This is a genomic window from Candidatus Nitrosocosmicus agrestis (assembly GCF_008389435.1).
Taxonomy (GTDB): domain Archaea; phylum Thermoproteota; class Nitrososphaeria; order Nitrososphaerales; family Nitrososphaeraceae; genus Nitrosocosmicus; species Nitrosocosmicus agrestis.
Genome location: NZ_VUYS01000008.1, coordinates 41,197 through 58,817, shown reverse-complemented (window position 1 = coordinate 58,817; position 17,621 = coordinate 41,197). Strand labels below are relative to the sequence as shown.

The following is a 17,621-nucleotide window of genomic DNA, read 5'->3' as shown; positions in this document are numbered from 1 at the left end:
TAGTGACATTCAGAAAATAAATTATAAAAAGAGTACGTGAGAACAAGATAATAATATTAGTTGTGAGAATTTCCACCTTTTTTATTCATTTATATTATTTTAAGCCAATTTTAGATTATTGGGCGGCGGTGACGATATAAAATTTGTAATAGTGGTAAGAAAAGACTTGGGAATGGGGGTTGGCAAGATAGCAGGCCAGGTGGGTCACGCTTGCAGTTCTGTTGTTTGGGATCATCCAGACCAGGTAAGGAATTGGTTTAACTATGGTAACCAAAAAAAAGCGGTTTTGAAAGTTCAATCAGAGGGAGAACTAATAGACATTATAAAGAAAGCTCAAGCATATGGAATAATAACCACCGTAATTCGTGATGCAGGCAAAACTCAGATTGAACCAAATACTATGACCTGTTGTGGTTTTGGACCGGATTATTCTTCAAAATTAGACAAAATCACAGGACACCTAAAATTACTTTGAATTACATTAAAGCTGAGAATAATAGCAGGTAAATATTATATTGTTATTATTGACTTGCCAATACTTTTTTTATTGTTAGTTAGTAAATAATGCCTTTTACTAAAAAATTGACTAATAATATAACGAATACAATCTACGGACAATCACTTTTTCAGTTTGATTATCACAATGCAATTAATAGTCACAATGCAATCGATAGGAAAATTGTCAGACTCAAAAGTGTTTGACCCCGTACAAACATCTGAATAAGGGAGACTGAAAAGTTGATTGAATGAATCAAATGTTAAGAATCGGGCATTCTATCTTCTTATTTTTGCAATTTCAACTTCAACTGTGATGGGAATATTGTTTCCTCAAATAGGACTGGTAACTGAACCCTATTTGCTCTTATGGTTAGGCCTACTTTTGCTTTTTAATTTGATAAAAATGAATCTGCAAGATCTTTACAGGGTTTTTGCTAACCCGACACATCTGATTGTTCTTACGATATTCAAACTAATAGCAATTCCCTGTGGACTATATGCATTGATGACGGTGATACAATTAATCGGCTTTTCTCCAGTTACAGACGAGGTAAAGCTGTCTGTGTTCTTATTATCTGGAATATCAACTGGTTTAGGTTCCCCATTTGTAGTAAATTTTGTTGGGGGAAAACTACCTGTGGTGGTAGGTTTGATAATCTCAAGTTCTTTGGTAGTGCCCTTTACTCTACCATTGTTTGTATTTTTGTTTTTTAAAGACAAGTTTGCAATCCCTATATTTGACATGATATTCTTATTGATGGTAGCACTAATTACCCCACTTCTCCTAAGCCAGTTAATAAAAAAATATACGGTTAGGATGGCCAATTATATTAGCAATAATTCGCAGATATATTCTCTTATTTTTATTTTTTTGATAAATCTATCTATATTTGCAACTTACTCGAGTTATTTTTTCTCCAACCCGGTTTTAACTTTTGAAAACATCATGCTAACATTTGGGTTATTTGGTTTTTTTGCTTTGGCAGGATTCGGAATAGGAAAAGTGTTAGGTTTTAGACAGGATGGAATCATGGCATCAATTATTTCTATGGCTTATATTAACAACATACTTATCGTTGTGTTTGCCCATCATTTTTTTGGAGCTGAAATTGCATCCCTAGCAGCATTTTTTAATGTCCCATACTACGCGGGCATTCTAATCCTAAAAAAAATTATACCACCTAAATCAAATTTTCACAAGGTGATGTAAAAGTTTGTCTTGTAATTTAGAACATTTTTTTATGGTTTGATTTAAAAAGAATTAGAAAAAAAATTATTCAGACAAGATTCAATTACTTTGATAAAATGAAATGCCAACACGGTGACAACAACAATGTTAAATTATGGAAAAAAAAGTTCCAAAGAATCTTTTTATTTTCGATAGTGGTATGCAAATGAGTTCTCAACTTTGGAGTTAAGATCGTTTCTAAACTGAGTGTTTATTAATTTACCATATACTACCAAATCCCTTGCAAAACTATTGATCCGTCCAACAAGTTGTTTATTTACTATTTTTCTATGATCATCAAAGTCTATTCCGGAGTTAATTGATAGACCGTATGGCAAGCTCCATCCGTAACATTGTCTTATCGCTGTTCGAATCTGATCCATTACAGTTAGTCCTTTCTCGTGTGAAGAACAAATATATCCGAAAGTTTTTCCAGCAAATTCAGACCAAAAATAATCCAAAAAGTTCTTCAATGATCCAGACATTGAACCATGATAATCAGGGGTGGAAAGTATGAAAGCGTCGGCCCAATTTACCAAGTCGCTTACTTGGCGTATCAACCGATTATCTGAATTTATCGATGAAGAATATATCGGCAATGGTGTTTCAAAGAGGTTTAACAATCTTGTCTCAGCACCGTTTTCTTTGACTTTACCTAAGACTATTCTCAAAGTCTCGGTCCCAAATGACTCTTTTCTCATACTCGACCCAACACCCAATACTCTAAGGAGTGCAAAGCTAGTTTTATCATTTGAATTGAATGTCTTGTATGTACTGCTACTCACAAGTATATAGATATCATTTATAATTTATAAATATAATAGTTTACAAATTATATAAATTATAAAATGATATGATGGTATAATGTGAATAGCAACAATAATTACGAAAAACCAGTCAGATTTTTTCTAATATGAAATCGGCAAACCGAATCACCCTTTGCTGCACGGTGTGTGGTTTCTATTTTAGCGTCAAGTACTTTTTCAAAGAGATCAGTTTCGATAGTACAAGCTTCCCAGTGCTTTTCAGCTATCTGAATAATTGGACAATTGTATTCTAACAGTACAAAAGAATCATTCAGACGTTCTCGCTTGGATTCGGCCATATAGCCCTCTTCATCTCTAATTTTAGCTAGTTCTTTTACTCTAAGATTAAATTTTAGATCCTTGAGACGATCGTAATACTTGTCAAAAAGCTCACGTTGCCTAGTCCGGAGGACTTCCTCTACTGCCTCATTGCCTAATTTTTTTGACAAATAATCCAAAGCGTGAGAGGCAATTTCCCCATAGGCTTTGGGAAAAATTGTCCTAGAATTATCGGTCAACGAATAAACCATGATAGGTCGCCCTACCCCCTTATTGACTTGCGTGCTTTCAACCAGTCCCCTATCCTGTAGCTCGGCCAAGTGTTTATGGGCACCCATTCTAGAAATCTTCAGCATCTTTGATATATCTACTAGCCCAGCTTTACCCATAATTTTAAGATAGTAAAGTATTTTCCTTTTGGGATCTGACTTTCTTAGTTGGTTTTCAGACGTATCATGATATGTTTTTGACAAGCAATGTAAAGAGGTATGCTTAATATATATATAATTTATAAACTTTAGAGTTTATTAACTAAAAGCTATAACTTTCATTAAGCTTATAACATGATAAAGTATGACAAATTAATAACAAAAAAATTAAATTTTAAAGAAAAAAAAGTGAATTTATTTTTGTGCTATTGCTTTAGGCATTGAAATTCCGCCATTTCAATGAAGGTTTAAAAATGGCATTTAAGAATTGCATATTAAGTTGAACATAACAAAACCTCAATTGGCAGTTGTTATTGGTTTGACTATCATAACAATTATTTTGGTTTATTATTATTTTCAATTTTCACTAATTCAACAAAATGCGCCGCCTTCACAGCCTCAACAGGTCGTGACACCTGAAGGCACAGATATTTTTGGTGTCAACGAAATTTACCCTACCAAAGAGAATGGTAGAGAGTGGTTTGTAAATATGCAAAATCCCAAGGAAGATGACTCTTTTTCCATTAGTTCAAATGTACCTATCCTCAGAAGCGCGTTAGATAACAAAGCTTGGTTGATAAATAATACCCAAGTGAGAATGAACGTTGTAACTCCAGACGGTCAGCAGCCTTGGAAGAACATAGAGATGACAGGATATATCAAGATAAGATCAATATATCAGTCTAATCAGGGCTCTGGTGCTGGAGGCGAGGGAAGTGAAAACGAAAACTCAGTCATTCCAGAGATTACCTTTAGAGCGAGGGGAGGAGAGCACAGCAGCAATAACCCTTGTGATGGAACTGCCTTAAATGGTGGATTACAGGTATTAAACAGAGAAGCATTATGGAAAAAAGAGATCTGGCATACCGGAGGATATACAGACTCTAAAGGCTCAGCAATAGCCACACAAGATCCACTGCTAGGCAGGTGGATTGGGTTTAAAGTAGCTATGTACAACATCAACAATGATACAGGTGTTAAGATGGAAACTTACATTGATGATAATAACACAAATCAGTGGAGAAAGGTAAATGAAGTGGTAGACACCGGGGGATGGTTTGCAAACGGTTCAGACAAGGAATTTAATAGCGCTAATTGTGGCAAGAGCAAAGATTACATTATCACCAATGGTGGCCCCATTGCTACTTTTAGAGCCGACAATCTCGCTTTTGATTTTAAGGATCTGAGTATAAGAGAGATTGAGGCACCATAGTATTTTGAGTAGAATTCAAAGAGAATTAGGCTGATTCTAGTGCGAATTTGTTGTATACCTAAATCAGAATATAAAAGACCTTTCTTTTTTCATATTAATTATTAATACAAAAAACCAAAAAATTTTCCAAAAAGAGATTAATGCAAAAAGATAGTCGATTCTCAATAATTTAACCTAGGCTAACATTTATTAATTTGGTTAAGTAATATAGATTGTGCAACTTAAAAGGTCACTTATTTGGCCTATTATCGTAGTTATTTCAATTATTACTGTTGTTGTAATAGTATCGTCATGGTATAACATAATGCCTTTTAACGCTGCGATAAACACTCAGGCTAAGGACGCCAATCCCAGAACCAATTTGATTGGAACTCATACACCAGGTTATCCAGTATTTCGTACAAGTGGAGACGTACTTGATCCGATTACAATACCCGGTGATTCCAAAAATGCTGTTATAGACCCGATGAAGTATCTTCGAGAATTTAATTACGGACATGTGACAGTACTGCCAAACGGCACCACAATGAGAGAGTTTACCATTATTGCGTCAGATTCAGAAATAAAAGAAGTATCTCCAGGTGTCTTTTACAATGTATGGACGTTTAATGGAACCATTCCTGGACCCACGATTAGGGCTAGTGAAGGTGATAAGATTAAAATCAATTTTATTAATAATGGCTCAAAACCTCATTCCCTGCACACACACGGCATACATCCCGCAGAAATGGACGGAGTATTTGACATGATAGGTCCCAAGGGCAAATTTACCTACGAGTTTACTGCTGAGCCTTATGGTGTCTATCCATACCACTGTCATATGACTCCATTGGAAGAACACATTGCCCATGGATTATACGGAGTGATGATAATAGACCCAAAGGTCCCAAGACCTCCAGCGGATGAGATGGTAATGGTAATGAATGGTTATGATACGGATTTTGATGCAGAAAATAACTTTTACACAGTTAACGGAATACCCTATTATTACATGCACAACCCGATACAAGTTCAAAAGAACGAACTTGTTAGAATTTATTTGGTGAACATGCTGGAATTTGACCCAATTAATAACTTTCATTTACATGCAAACATGTTTAATTACTTCCCAGCAGGAACAAGCAAGATACCTGTTGAGCTTAATGACATGGTAACTATGAGCCAGGGAGAAAGAGGTATATTAGAATTCAAATATAAATTCCCTGGAAATTACATGTTCCATGCCCATAAGACAGAATTTTCAGAAAAGGGCTGGATGGGTATTTTCCACGTTTCGGATGTATTGGACAACAAGGATATTAAACAAATGGACGCCAATCCAACCATAAAATTTGATAACACATCATCCAGTAGCAATATTAGAAACAATGCTACACTTTTCCAAGGCAATAATAATCAAATTCAAATAAACCATGAAAATAACTCCCATGTTAACGACTATGTAATCACAAATTCTTCTGCATATGAAATAAGGTCAAATACTGCCGTTGGAGAAAACGCATTTGAAAACCAAAGTAGTTTATCTACTTTGCAATCTCTTAGTAATGGTTCTAAAAATCTAGATAGTACTCCAAGACAAGTTGTAGAAACAGGGCAAAAATAGTGCAATAAAAAAACCAACAAGTAGGATAAGGAAAGAGAAAATGAAAGAGAATAATAAAGAAGAGAAAAAGTCAGAGATGACTAATAATAGTAATATTCCTCCCAACGACAAACTGGAGTTTGTTAATAACAAGATACCAATTTCAAAAAAAATAACCATGTCAGAAAACGATGGGAATGATGATTACAAAGATGATTTTAGTCAGACTGAATCCAACAATGAATCCGAAACCAAACCTGGAACTAAAATGATGAACAAAAAAGCGGGCAGTAAAAAAAGAAGCAAATTGTTTTCCATTGGTTTGGCAGTGATACCATTACTAGTTTTATCGGGGATGATATATTTTCTTACCAGTCCATACGGCCAGAATTTAATTACAAGCGGTACACCGCTCCCCGAGGTCACTATCGAGAAGATAGAATTTCATGAAAACCAAATTGTAGCCTTTATCCGAAACACCGGCCCAGAAGAAGTTACAATCTCTCAGGCCGATGTTAATGACAGAATTCAATCTGCAGCGATTGAACCATCACAGGTCATTCCTCGACTTGGCGAAGCCAAAGTTATAATTCCTTTCCTGTGGAATACTGCAGAACCATATGAAGTAGGGATTACCACATCGGATGGAACAAGGTTTAGTAATACGGTTGAAGCGGCGGCTCCAGCACCTGTCCCCAATTCAAACCAAATAATCATATTTGCAATTTTGGGAATATTTGTAGGAGTGGTACCAATTCTCATTGGGTTGGCTTGGTATCCTTTTATGAGAAAAATCACAAAGAACCAGTATAACTTTTTCCTTAGCCTGACCGCAGGTCTGCTGGTATTTCTAGGAATTGACGCCATTTTAGAAAGCAATGAAATAGCAGCAGGTAATTTAGCTAAAGTATTCAATGGTCAAATATTGGTACCGGTCATTGTAATTTCCACATTCTTAGGATTATACTTTATGTCTGAATATTTTGTTAAAAGGGCCGAGTACAAAAGTTCCCTAATATCTGTGAATATACCTGACTCAGAAAAGGCTTCAAAAAAAATTCAAGGGAAATCATATCTACCACCATCCCAGCAGTCAATAGCCAATTTAGATAAATCTACTGATAAACAAAAGCACACAATTAAAAGAACTGAAATAAATAACAATACGAGTGATTCTTCTCAGTCACTCCAGCAAATCAAAAATAAAGAAATTATCAAACCTTTGGCCATTTCTTTAATGGTAGCAATAGGGATTGGGTTCCACAATTTTGGTGAAGGGCTTGCTATCGGAGCTGCGGTATTATTGGGTGAGATTGCTTTGAGTACTTTTCTAATAATTGGTTTTACTATTCATAACACAACAGAAGGTTTGGCAATTGTAGCACCGTTGGCTAAAACAGGAAGATTAATGATAAAGAGACTACTAATAATGGGACTGATAGCTGGTGTTCCCACTGTACTTGGAACTTGGATTGGAGGGTTTGTATATTCTCCAATGGCATCAGTTATTTTCTTGTCTATCGGAGCAGGAGCAATATTTCAGGTAGTTTATTCATTGGTAATGTGGATGTTAAAGTCCTTTAGGCAAAATGAAAGTGAGCAAACTGTAACTGTTAATTATAACAAATCAGATAATAACAGGCAAATAGTCAAATCAACGCCCGTGGTAGAACCAGAGGAACCAAAATCTGGCATCTCAATTGTCATTGGATTCATTGCGGGTATGCTCATCATGTATCTTACAGGTTTATTTGTATAGAGAAATATCAAATATTCTGTTTAGATACTGTCCCCTTTCTATTTTGTGACAAATATTTCAATATCACCTCTCTAAAATTATGGTTCATAAATCATAGCCGGTTCTTGAGGGAAAATTCCTGGAGTGTGGAGGATAATATATTAAAATAAAAATAGAAAGGTGTTTTAAAGTTTAGTTATCAAGGTTAAGTCTATACAGTCCTGTACAGCTCTAAAACATGGTAAAAATAAACACCATTATTATTATTATTATTATTTTATTATTATTGACGTTAGAAGTTAATTGGAATGTCTTATACTATACAAAAAAAATTTTGATCATTACAGGAATCAAAACCAATAGAGTTGGGCGATAGTGAACCTAAAAAAATTACGACTAAATTATGGGGTAATTAATTATTCAGCATGCCAATAATTGATATGATATAACAGGTGAATTTGGATATCAGTCTTGATTGACTGTATGTATTTCATTCTAAAATTTGACATTAAAACTACAATATTTTATTGTCAATCACTAATAACAAATCTTCTACCCGACCCAATTACTGCAGATTGCATTTACAATTATCAAAGTCAGCAGTAATTGATGTCTAAAACATTTCATTAGAGTTATAAAGATAGATTCACTTTCTACAGAAAGGAGAATTTGGAGTGGCTAGTGAGAATCTGGAAAAGGCACTTGGGCGGGCAATTTTTGACGATAATTTTAGGAGGAAGTGGTTGGGCGATTTTGACAATCAAGCCGATGAATTAGATATTGCTGACGTTAGAGAAAGGATCAAAGCAGAACACCTTCTTAGAGACTTTGAAAAATACAAAATTGAGAAGGGTTCAGAAAAGAAAATTGAAACAGTAGAACCTAAGAAAGAAAATGGCCCTCAAATTTCAATTAGTGAAAATGACTCAGATAAAAAGAGTCAAGTACAAAATAGGGTGAAAAATAAATCAGAACAGATCAACAAAGAAGGTGAATCCCCAGAGAGGATTAACGATTATGTTTTTTCAATTTTTAAACAAAGTATTGAAGACTCTAGAAAGGTTTTAAAAAAAATTACCTATATCGGCTACGGAATTTTTGTCACTGGAATAGTATTTTTTGCTTTTGCTTTTCTAAGTGGAATTGGACTGTTTGGTAGTTCAGTTTCAGTTACATCTGCAATAATATTTGGAATTGTAGGTGTATTAACATGCGGTATTTACTTTTTATACGATCCCACTAGAAGAGTCCAACTTGGGGTATCAAATATACTTAAAATAGAGATGATTTTTATGAATTTTTGGAACCAAGTTAATTTTTGGCGACCCTATGGTAACTCTGAAGAAGACATGAAGAAAAAAGAAGCAAGCGACCAAATGCATCTAGCCGCCAAGACTTCAATAGAGTTTTTGCAACAGTATTTAGATAGCCACAGGGTTGTAGCGAAAAGAATAGGTTCCGAATTCAGAAATCAATTCACGGGTAATGAAAATAAGAGTATGGGTGAAAGTAACTAGACTTAATTATTGCCTTCCCTGTTTCTTTTTTTAGTCATTTACTAGATTAATTTACACCTTTGTGCCTGCCTGTTTATTAGATTCCTAGAATAAAAAAATCTATCAAAATAATAATAAAAATATTATTGAAGAAGGGTTAACAACTCATCTCACAGGTTAATCTTTCCAAGAAACCTTCTATCAATTAATTTCTGAAAAAGCAAATGAGGATACCAAGGTCTAAATTTCTCTAGAGGTTAAAATTTTAATCATATTTATAGATATGATTAGTTTCTGTTTACTTGGAGACCCAGGAAAACACACTTTTTTTGAAATATTTTTTTGTAATAATTTATTTAGTTCTACATATCTTGCTTTAGTCATGCCGCGAAGATACAAATAAATTTTCAGAGATCTCATCATTTTCTGTGCCTTGTAAATTGAATCTATAACGACAGAGAGAAAACGGTTTTCAATTCAACAATCTATTTCGGCACCGCTATCTTAATCTAAAAATGTGGCATAATTTGACCGTGCATTTCAATAGACTTATCTTGGATTAGAGATGACAGAGAATTTAGACATTTAAAAAAATGAAATATAGTTATGTTAAACAAAATAGTGATGATCTACCAAAGTCTGGATCAATAAAACAATTCAATCTACCAGGAAGTAAATTTCATTATTCAAACATATATTCATTCAAAATTGAGCATATGACACTAAAAATTAATCCGGACTTTTCCAATATGTTACTCCGCGATTGCTTACAGAACATCAAAATGATATCATTGCGAAGGATATCGAGTATTGTTTTAGACATTTATGAATTAAAAATAATTAAGGTTGAATCATCCACCCATAGAATCTCAAGATTTGCAGAACAATCAATAGGCAAACTGGTTATAGATTTTTCTGACTTTATAAAAGAAGGAGAGTTAATCGATCTTTCAATCATATATTCGGCAGGATATGTCAAGACTTTGGAGGAGGAGAAAATAGTCACCCCCAGAAATGGATTTCATTTCATATCCAAGAACAATATTGACGAGCTTAATGCGGTATATCAAGCATGGACGCAAGGTGAGGCTACAGAGGCACGCTATTGGTTTCCTTGCGTGGATTCACCTCAAATGAAGTTTACGTTAGAAATGGAAATAACAACATCAAACGAATATCTGGCAATTGCAAATGGTTTACTGGAATCAAAAAAAGAGGAAAACGGTAAAATAATATGGAAATACTCTCAAAAAATCCCACTGGCAGCTTATTTAGTTTCAGTTGTAATTGGCAAATTTACTGTGATGGAGTCTAAATATAACAAAGTGCCTCTTTCTTATTGTTGGCCTTTAGACACTAAGAAAAATTTTGATCCAATGCTTACTTTTGTCGAAACTCCTAGCATGATTTCATTTTTGGAAGACTACTTTGAAATTCCATATCCTTTCCAGAAATATGCTCAGACTGCGGTGGATAACTTTGAATTTGGAGGAATGGAAAATACAAGCTGTACTACTATCACAAGGAATGTTTTTCATGATGATAGCTTAGTTGTAGACTATCATAATGACATATTACTGATAATACACGAATTAGCACATCAATGGTTCGGTAATCTGGTTACCTGTAAAGACTGGCCTCATATCTGGCTAAATGAAGGGTTTGCTACATACTGTGAACTGCTATATTGGGAGAAATCAAGAGGAAAAGATGAATTTCACTTTAACCTCATCAAATATGCCGATATCTATTTTGAAGAGGCAGAAGATGAATACATTAGACCAATAGTAACAAATTTGTACAAACATCCTGATGACCTTTTTGATGCTCATTCCTATGAAAAGGCAAGTATTATTGTTCACATGATTAGAAGGCAGTTGGGCGAAACAGATTTCAGAGAAAGTGTTAAAAAATACTTACAAACCTATCAACAGGGATCTGCTGAAACACTTGATTTATTGAAAGTGTTTGAACAAGTCGCTGGAGCTGAATTGCATTCTTTTTTCGATCAATGGGTATTCAAATCTGGTCATCCTGAAATAGCAGTAGAATATGGATTGGAATTAGAGGATCATTATAAAAATAGTGAATCTAAAGTAAAGACTCTAAAAATAAAGGTTATCCAAAAAACTGACAGGATAGAAAACGAGAATAACAGACTGCATTATAAATTTCCTTTAGAGTTTTTAATCAGGTATACTGATGAAAAAGGAAGCAATAATCAGAAACAGCACATAATAGAAGTGGATGGCACTGATACAGAAGCCAAAATTGAATTTCCGGCCGAAGCAACATTCAGTTCAATTTCTATAGACCCCAGTTTTAAAATCTTAAAGAAAATCAAAAGTGTCAAGGTTTTAAATGAATCTACCGATTTTAAAATTAAAGATCTAGTTTCTTCTCAAGTGAAAAATGGTGAGACAGTAATAGAAAGGATAGACGCAACAAGACTCTTGAGAGATTTATACTCTGAAGAAACCGTTTTTGCTTTGAAAGAAACGTTATACAACGACTCGTTTTATGGAGTGAGTGTCGAGGCTGCAAATACTTTAGGATCTTTTTACGACAAAAATGACTTTGATAAATCGAATATGGCATATCAGGCACTGTTATCAATTTTTAGAGACACATCGGTGTATCAAAGGTTACGTCCGGAAGTGAAAAGAGCAATTGTCAAAAATATAGGCAACTTTGAGAGACCAGAATCAATCAATTTACTAGAAGAACTATTGGTGTCTGATACAGGTGAAAATATTTTTGTAATGTCGGCTGCCGCAACAGCAATAGGAAAAAGTGCTAAATCATCACATGTACCTATCAAAACAAAAAAGAAAATAATATCCCAACTAATGGATATAGTAGAGACCTCAAATACATTCCAAAGCGTTTTTGCCACCGGGGCTTTGGAAGGCATAAGAGAATTCAATGAAGAAAAAGATGAGGAAATTTATTTAAAATGTATCAAGATTCTATTAGAAAGCACAAAAGAATCTAAAGATTATTTTGTTATTTCTAAAGCTATTACCTGTTTAGGAAAATTCTTGAGAAGCAAGACGCATCAAAATAGCGTGAATGTGCAGCAGGTTCAAATCAAAGTACTGGATAAACTCAAAGAACTTTTAAGAAGTGATAGAAGAAGAATCAAGATAAATGCTTGCAAAGCCTTATCTGATGATAACGCGAAGTTTTTGGATTTACCAGATGCTCCCACTCTTGGTACTTTAGAGGCCTTGATGGAAATTGCCAAATCAGATATAGACGGATTTGTTAGAAGGCAGGCAGAAGTATGTGCTAATTCAATAAAGGAGTGGATAGGAGATTGGTCAAAAAAACCATTAATGATAGACAAGGACGAAAATCATAAAGAAAAAAAATAGATTTTGGAGCAAAATGAACTGTCTCTTCTAATTGGTCCAGTTGATTTTATGGACCTAGAGATCTATAAGGGATTGATCGGTTATAAAGATATTATACAGAAGGTAGAAAGAAAGTGATCATCACTCTCTATTAGTTTCTATTTCGAATCAATGCTAAAATCTTTTTTTAGTTATTGTGAACTCATTTACCTTTCCATTTCCAAATTCCAATTGATTCATAAAATTCTTAAGTTCTTCTTTAATCTGCGTTTCTAATTTTTTGAGCTTTTGCTCCAGGTCGTCCTCATGAAAAATTTGAAATTCTATTTTTATGTTGAGATCATACATTACTTGAAGAATAATGACATCAGATATCAACATTGCATGACTTTATCGTCTGCACATCAATGGTATTCTAGAATAAATTTATTCAAAAAAATAAAAAATTTGTCAGTTTTTTTGAAACGATTTAATTGTACACCTACTCTGTCAGATTAGATACCGATGTGGTGTTAGGAAGTGATTGTAGATTTTCAATATCAGGATTTAAGAATGACATTCCAACCTGCGTAGAAGTAAATAAACCCAAAGTCATATCGAATATGAAGGCCGCGAGTAGAAAATATCGAAGTTAGCCATAGTGATCAAGCACTATATTAGTCGAGATATTTATTTAAAGGAATGTAGTTCAGATCATATGCAAAAATATCCTAAATCCAATAAAACAAATTAAATAGCAATTGTATTCAAGTAATTATGAAATACCCACTTCATATGGTTTTACACCCGAATTATTTGCTGTTATCATGTTTAGTTTTAACCATATTAATAGCTCTGGGTTTTTCCTTTAGTGATAATGTCTTTTCTCAATATTCTCCAAATTTTCAAGGTTAGGAGAATAGGGGCGGTAAATTCGATTGGGTAGACATGGTTACTGGAGATACCAATTTCGAACAAAGTATCAAAGGTCCATCATTCACAGACATTAAATCCGTCAATTATATTTCAGATGGAAGACACCTAAACTCCATTTTTTGGCTTGATTCAATTTCAGATTTATTCAAAGCAGATGGGCTTTCAAACACAGGACAGGTCTACTACCGAATACTAGTAAACTTGGATTTTAACAATGACAATGGGTACCAATGAACAGATTATCAGGTGGAAATAAAATGGAATGATACTCCAAAAAAGTGGAATAGATCATTTAACGAGTTTTCAGCTGAAGGTCATACAAGAAACATCTCTGATATCGATTACTATCATCAAGGTTTCTATGACAGAAAAAGTAGTTCTATCACACTTGATTTAGACCTCAAAGCCATGTTTTGTCCCAATAAGTATCATCTATTTTTTATGCATATTCCTTAACTAACGACTATTAATTGTTAGATGCGGTAAGATGGGTGTATATTCCCCCTCCAGGATTCACAGTTTCCACCAAGCCTGAAGTCCTCCAACTGATTCCAGGGAATAAAAAAAGTATCGAAATATTAGTGAATTCAACTACCTGGATTCAACCTGTGGTAGAACTGAGTGTGGAAAATGTTCCCAAGTGAATAAATTTTACATTAGAAAATAGAGTCATCCCGGTTCCTCCATATGGATTCACTAGCATAACTTTAACATCAAACTTGGAGGGAATCATCAATCCTGGGACAAAAACGTTTTTCATAATAGCAAATATAAGTTTTCTAAATTCAACATTCTATAGTCCCATAGTGAATCCACAAAAACATGAAAACCCAATATTGAAAACAAACAGTGAAAACTTAATGAAAAGGTTCCCAATAGTTTTGACTATTGCGGATCCCATTCCGATCTCAGAGACAGTACAAACATGGTTGACTGACTGGTTCAACCCTCTGACTGGCACATGGACCATTCTTACCACCATTGCTACAGGAATTATAGGATGGCGGATATAGAAAAGAAAATTAACAGGAAGGAAAAAATGTCAAAGTTTAACGGAAATGGAAATATAATTTATCCTTTAATCGTTAAAGAATTATTTTATGTTATTTTCTTAAATTCCCAATATTTAGCAAGAGCGTAAGTATTTCACTCTGAACTACTGAATATGGCAGGGAAAAGTAAAAGAGTAAATGATAACAAAATTTCTGCTAAGAAAAAAGTAAGTTTGAATAAAAAGACGATTTCGATGGATAAATTGAGAGTTCATTTGAACAAGAGGAGCAGATATCTAAAAGATCCAAAGATTTCATCAATAAGAATAGCTTCAAACTAGAAAATGGGGAAAGGACCGAAGAGATATCCATCCATTTTACCGTTGAAACTAAAGCTCAACCAGAAAATGTTGGCAAGTTAGGCTCTACACCAATGCCAAAAACAATTGAAATAGATGGAGTAGAAGTACTAGCAGATGTTTTACAAAGGAAATTCAAAGTAGAATTCAAATTAATTCAAGAGATAATATCAAACGATAGGAAGATCCATCTGGACCCGATGATGCCGGAATCAGTATATCCAATGTTAAGGGCACAGTCGGTACCATAGGATGTTTTGTTATGATAAAGCAACAGGAATACCACGTATTTTGAGTGATTGACATGTGTTTCATGGTGCAAATGGGGTTGTTATAGATGACATGGTACAACCTGGACCATAAGATGATAACCGTTCTCACCTAAAGAAAATTGGAAAGTTAGCAAGATCCCATTTGGGACAGGCAGGTAATCGTGCTATTTCTTCGATTGAGAATCGTGAGTTTAATAATTTGATAATGGAGTTAGGAGCCTCTGTAGAAAAATTGGGAGAAACAGAGCTTGGAGACAATGTTATTAAAAGAGGGCGAACAACTGGTGTTACTCATGGTGAGGTGACAAGAATCCACACCATAGCAAAAATAGATTATAGTGGATCAATAGGTAAAAAAGTAATTGGCGGGTTTGAAATAGAGATTGACCCTGCAAACCCACCAGAAAATGGCGGGATTAGTATGAGAGAGATTCAGGATCTGTATAGGTGTTTAAGTCAAGTGAGGGAAGGCCCACAGACGTTATGGCAGGAATACTTTTCGCAAGGGAAGCGTCTGGAAATCCCGCAGAATATGCAATAGCTTGTTATCCTCAATCAGTATTTGAGAAACTTGAAATATCTCTTACAAGACCTTCTCATTTTAAACTCGCAAGACCGATCGGATTTGATATCAATTTTCTTAAAGTAGACATAGACCATCCCACTTTATCAGAAAATAATGCACAATCGGCATTCATATTGAACGGCTCTGAAATAATTGACTACACCTATTTTTCACTTACGCTGAATAAAGTAAGGAAGTTTCCAATTTGGGCAGGATGGAATGTGGCTGGTAATCTACTAAAAAAACTTAGTAGAAGTGGAATCCCTTTTATCGAGGATCCACGAATCCCTTCAGAATATCAAGATTGAGATGAACTATACCGAGGTAATGATTTGGATAGAGATCATATTGCTAGAAGAGCAGATCTAATTTGGGGCCCAATCGCGGAGGCCAAAAAGGTAAAAAGACTCTTCCTACTTCACAAATATAACTCCACAGATGGACAAATTCAATCAATCTGCAAAAGGGGGGAATTTGGGGTAAACTTGAGGACGTTGTTTTTGATGAAGGGGATGTGACGATTTAAAGATTAGCATATTTGGCGGACCAGTATTTTATGAGGATGATAAGGTCTATAGGGATGTAAAAATCCCTATGGAATTCTGGGAGGTAGTTATATTTGTGGAAAATAGTATCCTTAGGCTAAAGGATTTTTATTGACTCAAAATCTCGATCAAATAGAAGCTTTTCAGCTTGATGAATTTAAAGTGTACCAAGTAGGATTATCAGAAATAGAATCAAGATGTGAATTTGAATTTAGTTCAAAAATTAAGGATGCAGATTATTTTGGTAATTAACTTAGATTGAATAAAATATCAAAGTCACAAAGGAGTCCAATTTATTCACTTAAGGAGATAGAATAGACATTAACAGCTTCAAATAGTAATAAATTCTCAAAACATTCCAAAATCATTTTAATTAATAGTTATTGTACGACATCATACCCACAGAAAAATTTTAACTCTAATGTATACACCTAGATGTCTCAAACCCTGGTTTAAGAGACACTTTGATCAAACAATTCTAACACGTTTATCATTTTTAGCTAGACGTAGGGATTAGTAGACCTAATTGCGAGAAAAGAACTCTATACAACAATGAACTGTAGATTTGCAATTAGTGCAATGTAATAATACTTTATTGTAGTACAGTCATATTTTTATTGCTAATTAATTCTGCAAAGGAAAATAAATTGGATGTTATTTAGATGGGAAAAGTATTGCGATATTTCCCCTGTCTGGTGTTCCAATTTCATTATTTAGCATTTTTGGTTTATACGATACCAATGCTAATTCATATGTTTAAATAGAGTCACAATCACTAGGAAAAGATAAATTACAACATATTTATGACAAAGTAAGTTCAGATTTGAATGGGGATCTTTTTATGTCGAAAATGTAAAAATCCATTAGCTTGTGTATATTAGATATAAATCGCTATCCATTGTTGAAGTAACTTATACTGGAAACAGTACTATAGAAGGCCCTTCAACTCAAACATTTGGAACAATAATAGGCACATTGGATGAAAATGTGGTGTTACATTTCAAGGTCAAAGTCATAATTTTATTTGCATCCGGCAACATCTTAACTCATGAATCAGAATCTATTCTTCATCATGATCCTGATGGAAGTTTCTCAGATAGCAGCGTTATAATTTTTGAATCTCCATTTGAAAGCACAAATAGCCACAGCATTCTTAAAGGAACAAGCAGTGTCAGTAATAGCTTTATCCATAAATTCAATGATGTCTTTGGTAGTTATAAAACAACAGTTGATCCATCAGGGAACAGCATACCGCAGGTGCAGAAGTTATGTTAATTCCCATCATATGATTTAAATTATGAGTGTAATAATAAGAGAAAGAGAAAGATAGATCAGCTGCAAGAAACATA

The 17,621-nt window shown here is 34.2% G+C and carries 18 protein-coding genes and 1 pseudogene; 15 read left to right on the top strand and 4 right to left on the bottom strand.

What is annotated here, in order from left to right; genetic code table 11:
* The first annotated feature begins 118 nt into the window (after positions 1-118).
* Together pth2 and F1Z66_RS06600 are read left to right on the top strand one after the other, a co-directional pair.
* Positions 119-475: an aminoacyl-tRNA hydrolase gene (pth2, locus tag F1Z66_RS06605; RefSeq protein ID WP_201448495.1), complete on the top strand. Its 357-nt coding sequence runs from the start codon at positions 119-121 to the stop codon at positions 473-475.
* 267 nt (positions 476-742) lie between these two features.
* Positions 743-1,708 carry a bile acid:sodium symporter family protein gene (locus F1Z66_RS06600; protein WP_149862820.1) on the top strand — a complete coding sequence of 322 codons (966 nt, stop codon included), beginning with the start codon at positions 743-745 and terminating at the stop codon, positions 1,706-1,708.
* A gap of 161 nt (positions 1,709-1,869) precedes the next feature.
* Here F1Z66_RS06600 and F1Z66_RS06595 read toward each other — a convergent pair whose 3' ends face one another.
* Both F1Z66_RS06595 and F1Z66_RS06590 read right to left on the bottom strand, forming a co-directional pair.
* Positions 1,870-2,511, bottom strand: a complete 642-nt coding sequence (locus F1Z66_RS06595; RefSeq protein WP_149862819.1) for an NADPH-dependent FMN reductase — start codon at positions 2,509-2,511, stop codon at positions 1,870-1,872.
* 98 nt (positions 2,512-2,609) lie between these two features.
* Complete coding sequence (locus F1Z66_RS06590; protein WP_149862818.1) at positions 2,610-3,284, bottom strand: helix-turn-helix transcriptional regulator; 675 nt, start codon at positions 3,282-3,284, stop codon at positions 2,610-2,612.
* Positions 3,285-3,519: 235 nt separating this feature from the next.
* On the opposite strand from F1Z66_RS06590, the gene F1Z66_RS06585 reads away from it, so the two are divergent.
* The 5 genes and pseudogenes from F1Z66_RS06585 to F1Z66_RS06565 all read left to right on the top strand — a co-directional run bounded on the left by F1Z66_RS06585 (position 3,520) and on the right by F1Z66_RS06565 (position 12,645).
* A complete protein-coding gene (locus F1Z66_RS06585) occupies positions 3,520-4,452 on the top strand; it encodes a hypothetical protein (RefSeq protein ID WP_149862817.1) in 933 nt (310 codons plus the stop codon).
* A 304-nt stretch (positions 4,453-4,756) separates the two neighbouring features.
* A pseudogene (locus F1Z66_RS06580) lies at positions 4,757-5,731 on the top strand (multicopper oxidase domain-containing protein); the annotation flags it as partial.
* A gap of 364 nt (positions 5,732-6,095) precedes the next feature.
* Complete coding sequence (locus F1Z66_RS06575) at positions 6,096-7,793, top strand: ZIP family metal transporter (protein ID WP_201448500.1); 1,698 nt, start codon at positions 6,096-6,098, stop codon at positions 7,791-7,793.
* A 653-nt stretch (positions 7,794-8,446) separates the two neighbouring features.
* Entirely contained in the window at positions 8,447-9,289 is an 843-nt protein-coding gene (locus F1Z66_RS06570) for a hypothetical protein (RefSeq protein WP_149862816.1), read from the top strand.
* A 572-nt stretch (positions 9,290-9,861) separates the two neighbouring features.
* Positions 9,862-12,645 (top strand): M1 family metallopeptidase, encoded by a 2,784-nt coding sequence (locus F1Z66_RS06565; RefSeq protein ID WP_149862815.1) that lies wholly within the window; start codon positions 9,862-9,864, stop codon positions 12,643-12,645.
* 153 nt (positions 12,646-12,798) lie between these two features.
* On the opposite strand, the gene F1Z66_RS06560 is transcribed toward F1Z66_RS06565, so the two are convergent.
* Positions 12,799-13,005 carry a hypothetical protein gene (locus F1Z66_RS06560; RefSeq protein WP_149862814.1) on the bottom strand — a complete coding sequence of 69 codons (207 nt, stop codon included), beginning with the start codon at positions 13,003-13,005 and terminating at the stop codon, positions 12,799-12,801.
* A gap of 546 nt (positions 13,006-13,551) precedes the next feature.
* Between F1Z66_RS06560 and F1Z66_RS06555 the strand changes: the two genes are divergently transcribed.
* On the top strand, positions 13,552-13,773 hold the full coding sequence (locus tag F1Z66_RS06555) for a hypothetical protein (RefSeq protein ID WP_149862813.1): 222 nt from the start codon (positions 13,552-13,554) through the stop codon (positions 13,771-13,773).
* A 367-nt stretch (positions 13,774-14,140) separates the two neighbouring features.
* Here the strand turns inward: F1Z66_RS06555 and F1Z66_RS15815 are convergent, their stop codons facing one another.
* A complete protein-coding gene (locus tag F1Z66_RS15815; RefSeq protein WP_159357334.1) occupies positions 14,141-14,299 on the bottom strand; it encodes a hypothetical protein in 159 nt (52 codons plus the stop codon).
* A gap of 100 nt (positions 14,300-14,399) precedes the next feature.
* On the opposite strand from F1Z66_RS15815, the gene F1Z66_RS06545 reads away from it, so the two are divergent.
* From F1Z66_RS06545 to F1Z66_RS06525, 7 genes are all read left to right on the top strand, one after another.
* On the top strand, positions 14,400-14,552 hold the full coding sequence (locus F1Z66_RS06545; protein ID WP_159357335.1) for a hypothetical protein: 153 nt from the start codon (positions 14,400-14,402) through the stop codon (positions 14,550-14,552).
* Positions 14,553-14,964: 412 nt separating this feature from the next.
* Positions 14,965-15,141 carry a hypothetical protein gene (locus F1Z66_RS15325; protein WP_154670498.1) on the top strand — a complete coding sequence of 59 codons (177 nt, stop codon included), beginning with the start codon at positions 14,965-14,967 and terminating at the stop codon, positions 15,139-15,141.
* Between the two features lie 163 nt (positions 15,142-15,304).
* Positions 15,305-15,703: a hypothetical protein gene (locus F1Z66_RS06540; RefSeq protein ID WP_149862810.1), complete on the top strand. Its 399-nt coding sequence runs from the start codon at positions 15,305-15,307 to the stop codon at positions 15,701-15,703.
* Complete coding sequence (locus tag F1Z66_RS06535) at positions 15,610-16,035, top strand: DNA/RNA non-specific endonuclease (RefSeq protein ID WP_159357336.1); 426 nt, start codon at positions 15,610-15,612, stop codon at positions 16,033-16,035. Before F1Z66_RS06540 ends, F1Z66_RS06535 begins: the two co-directional genes overlap by 94 nt.
* Positions 16,036-16,059: 24 nt before the next feature.
* Positions 16,060-16,245 (top strand): hypothetical protein, encoded by a 186-nt coding sequence (locus F1Z66_RS06530; protein ID WP_149862808.1) that lies wholly within the window; start codon positions 16,060-16,062, stop codon positions 16,243-16,245.
* A gap of 138 nt (positions 16,246-16,383) precedes the next feature.
* Positions 16,384-16,524 carry a hypothetical protein gene (locus F1Z66_RS15320; protein ID WP_154670497.1) on the top strand — a complete coding sequence of 47 codons (141 nt, stop codon included), beginning with the start codon at positions 16,384-16,386 and terminating at the stop codon, positions 16,522-16,524.
* 618 nt (positions 16,525-17,142) lie between these two features.
* Positions 17,143-17,547 carry a hypothetical protein gene (locus F1Z66_RS06525; RefSeq protein ID WP_149862807.1) on the top strand — a complete coding sequence of 135 codons (405 nt, stop codon included), beginning with the start codon at positions 17,143-17,145 and terminating at the stop codon, positions 17,545-17,547.
* Positions 17,548-17,621: the final 74 nt, after the last annotated feature.